Annotated in this window: 3 protein-coding genes; all 3 read left to right on the plus strand. The window is 66.7% G+C overall.

What is annotated here, in order from left to right:
• A partial coding sequence (locus E4L98_RS12565) for a cell division protein ZipA C-terminal FtsZ-binding domain-containing protein (RefSeq protein ID WP_229257378.1) occupies positions 1-881 on the plus strand: 881 nt, incomplete at its 5' end.
• A 9-nt stretch (positions 882-890) separates the two neighbouring features.
• Complete coding sequence (gene ligA, locus E4L98_RS12570) at positions 891-3,227, plus strand: NAD-dependent DNA ligase LigA (RefSeq protein WP_135201896.1); 2,337 nt, start codon at positions 891-893, stop codon at positions 3,225-3,227.
• Positions 3,228-3,233: 6 nt separating this feature from the next.
• Positions 3,234-3,736 (plus strand): UTP--glucose-1-phosphate uridylyltransferase (locus E4L98_RS12575; RefSeq protein WP_135201897.1); only part of this gene is annotated, 503 nt, incomplete at its 3' end.

Raw genomic sequence — 3,736 nt, forward strand, 5'->3', positions numbered from 1 at the left:
GCACCGAGGACGTGGCGGGGCAGCCGCCCAGCGACGAGGAACTGGCCGCGCGCGCCGACGCCGCATCGGCCGCCGCCGCCGAGCAGGCGACGGCGCTGGTCGATCCGCTGATCGACTGCCTGCTGCCGCTGACGCTGGAAGCGCCGGCGCGTGGCGAGAAGCTGCTGCCGGTGCTGCAGACCCTGCGCATGGTCGGCAACAAGCCGGTGCACTTCATCGGCAAGGCCGTCAGCGGCGACTGGGAACCGATCAGCCACGGCGGCGTCTACACCGAACTGCAGGGCGGCGTGCAGCTGGCCAGCCGCAGCACCGCGCTGAACGAACTGGAATACTCGGAGCTGGTGACGCGCCTGCGCGCCATGGCCGACGAAATCGGCGCCGAACCGGCCGTGCCGGACATGATCGAAGTCATGGCCGAGGCGCGCAATCTGCACCGCTTCGTTGCCGCGCACGACGCGCAACTGGGCGTCAACCTGCAGTCGAACGGCGCGCCATGGTCGGTCAACACCCTGATCGCCGCGCTGGAAAAGCAGGGCTTCGACGTGCGTCCCGACGGCCGTTTCGTCATGCCGGACGGCGAGGGCGGCTTCCTGTTCTCGCTGAGCACCAACGTCACGCCGGCCGAGGAAACCACCTCGCGCCTGACGTTGCTGCTGGATGTGCCCTGCGTGGCGCCGGCGCGCGACGGCTTCGGCGCCATGGTGGCCTGCGCCCGCTCGCTGATGGCGCGCCTGGACGCGACCATCGTCGATGACTACAACCAGCCGCTGTCCGACGCCGCGCTGAGCGAGATCGCCGGCCAGGTGCAGGACTTCTACGGCGAGATGAACGATGCCGACATCCCGGCCGGCTCCCCCCGCGCGCTGCGTCTGTTCAGCTAAGGTACGGTAATGACGGAAGCAGATTTCAAGACGCGCATCGAACAACTCAGCGCGGAGCTGAACCGCCATTTGCACGCCTATCACGTGCTGGACGCGCCGACCATCCCGGATGCGGAATACGACAAGCTGTTCAGCGAGCTGCAGCAGCTGGAGGCGGCGCACCCCGAGCTGGTGCTGCCCGACTCGCCGACCCAACGCGTGGGCGCGGCGCCGCTGCCGCAGTTCGAGCAGGTCACGCACACGGTGCCGATGCTGTCGCTGAACAACGGCTTCACCGAGGAGGATATCGAGAATTTCGACCGCCGCGTGCGCGAGGGACTGGACACCGCCGCCCAGGTGGAATACGCGGCCGAGGTGAAATACGACGGCCTGGCGATCAACCTGCGCTACATCCACGGCGTGTTGAATGAAGCGGCCACGCGCGGCGATGGTTACACCGGCGAGGACGTCACCGCCAACATCCGCACCATCCGCAGCATTCCGCTGCGCCTCAAAAGCGATAATCCGCCCGCCATCCTCGACGTGCGCGGCGAGGTGCTGATGTTCAAGCGCGATTTCGAGGCGATGAATGCGCGCCAGCGTGAGCTGGGCCAGAAGGAGTTCGTCAATCCGCGCAACGCCGCGGCGGGCAGCCTGCGCCAGCTCGATTCGCGCATCACCGCCTCGCGCAAGCTGAGTTTCTTCGCTTATGGCGTCGGCGCGCTGGAAGGCGCGGAGGCGCCGGCCTCGCACTCGGCGCTGCTGCAGTGGTACCGCGAGCTCGGTCTGCCGGTGGCCAAGGAAGCCACCGTGGTGCGCGGCTACGATGGCCTGATGGCGTATTACAAGCAGGTCGGCGAGTCGCGTCCGTCCATGCCGTACGAGATCGACGGCGTGGTGTACAAAGTGAATTCGGTGGCCGATCAGCGGGCACTGGGCTTCGTCTCGCGCGCGCCGCGTTTCGCGCTGGCGCACAAGTTCCCGGCCGAGGAGGCGCTGACGGTGGTGCAGGCGATCGAAGTGCAGGTCGGCCGCACCGGCGCGATTACGCCGGTGGCGCGACTGGCCTCCGTATTCGTGGGCGGCGTCAATGTCACCAACGCCACGCTGCACAACGAGGATGAAGTGCGGCGCAAGGACGTGCGCGTGGGCGACACCGTGATCGTGCGCCGCGCCGGCGACGTGATCCCCGAAGTGCTGGCGGTGGTGATGGACAAGCGCCCGCAATCGACGGTGGCCTACGAGCTGCCGAAGACCTGTCCGGTGTGCGGTTCGCACGTCGTGCGCGAAGAGGGCGAGGCGATCGCGCGCTGCTCGGGAGGCTTGTTCTGCTCCGCCCAGCGCAAGGAAGCCATCCGTCACTTCGCCGGCCGCCGCATGATGGACATCGAAGGCCTGGGCGACCGCTACATCGACAGTCTGGTCGAATGGGGCAAGGTGCAGCGCGTGGCCGATCTCTATGCGCTCAAGCTGGAAGACCTGCTGGAGATGAAGCGCCTGGCCGATGAGCGCGACGGCACCACGCCGGAGACGGTCGCCAAGGGCAAGATCGCCACCAAGTGGGCCGAAAACCTGCTGGACGCCATCGAGGCCAGCAAGAAACCGCCGCTGGAGCGCCTGCTGTTCGCGCTGGGCATCCGTCACGTCGGCGAATCGACCGCCAAGACCCTGGCCGACTGGCTGGGCCGCTTCGAGCTGGTGCGCCGTGTGCCGGCCGCGCTGCTGCGCGTGCTGCCCGATATCGGCGGCGTGGTGGCCGATTCGATTGCCGAATTCTTCGCCGAGCCGAAGAACCAGGAAGCCATCGACGCGCTGCTGAAAGCCGGCATCGAACCGCAAGGCGAACACGCGCCCAGTCCCAAGCTGCGCGACAAGCTGGAACCGGTCAAGCTGCTGGCCGCGCTGGCGGTCCCGAAACTGACCGAACCGCGCAGCAAGCAGCTGATCGAACAGGGCGTGACGCTGGAAGCGCTGGCCTATCTGAACGTGTTCAATGTGTTCGGCCTGCCGGCGGCGGTGGCGGAGTCGCTGGAAGCCTGGATGGCGGTGCCGGCAAACCGCGAGCAGGTCAAGGCGCTGCACCTGTTGCGCGAGGACTTGCTGGCACAACTGCCGGAAGTCGCCGCCGTGGTGGAAGGCCACCTGACCGGCAAGACATTCGTCCTCACCGGCACGCTGCCCAACATGAGCCGCGACCAGGCCGCCGCGCAGATCGAAGCGGCGGGCGGCAAGGTCTCCGGTTCCGTATCGAAGAAAACACACTACCTGGTGGCAGGCGCCGACGCCGGGAGCAAGCTGGCAAAGGCGCAGGAGCTGGAGGTCACCATTCTGGATGAAGCCGGCCTTTTAGCACTACTCTCACAATAACAAGTCATGTCCAAAATCAGAAAAGCCGTATTCCCGGTGGCCGGTCTCGGCAGCCGTTTTCTTCCCGCCACCAAGGCGCAGCCGAAGGAGATGCTGCCCATCGTCGACAAGCCGCTGATCCAGTATGCGGTGGAAGAGGCGGTGGCGGCCGGCATCACCGAGATGGTGTTCATCACCGGCCGTAACAAGCGCGCCATCGAAGACCATTTCGACAAGGCCTACGAGCTGGAATCGGAGCTGGAAGCGGCCGACAAGCAGCAGCTGCTGGAGCTGGTGCGCAACGTCATCCCCAAGCATGTGAACTGCATCTACATCCGCCAGTCGGAGCCGCTGGGACTGGGCCACGCGGTGCTGTGCGCGCGGCCGGTGATCGGCGACGAGCCGTTCGCCGTGCTGCTAGCGGACGATTTCATGGACACCGCCGACGGCGTCAAGCCGGTGCTGGCGCAGATGACCGAGCTGTATGCTTACGAGCGTTGCAGCCTGCTGGCGGTGCAGGAAGTGCCGCG

The sequence above is a fragment of the Duganella callida genome (genome assembly GCF_004614165.1).
GTDB classification, from domain to species: Bacteria; Pseudomonadota; Gammaproteobacteria; order Burkholderiales; family Burkholderiaceae_D; genus Rugamonas; species Rugamonas callida.

Bases quoted from the DNA above. Each gene is read 5' to 3' on its own strand.
- ligA (WP_135201896.1), top strand. From the start codon at position 891: ATGACGGAAGCAGATTTCAAGACGCGCATCGAACAACTCAGCGCGGAG.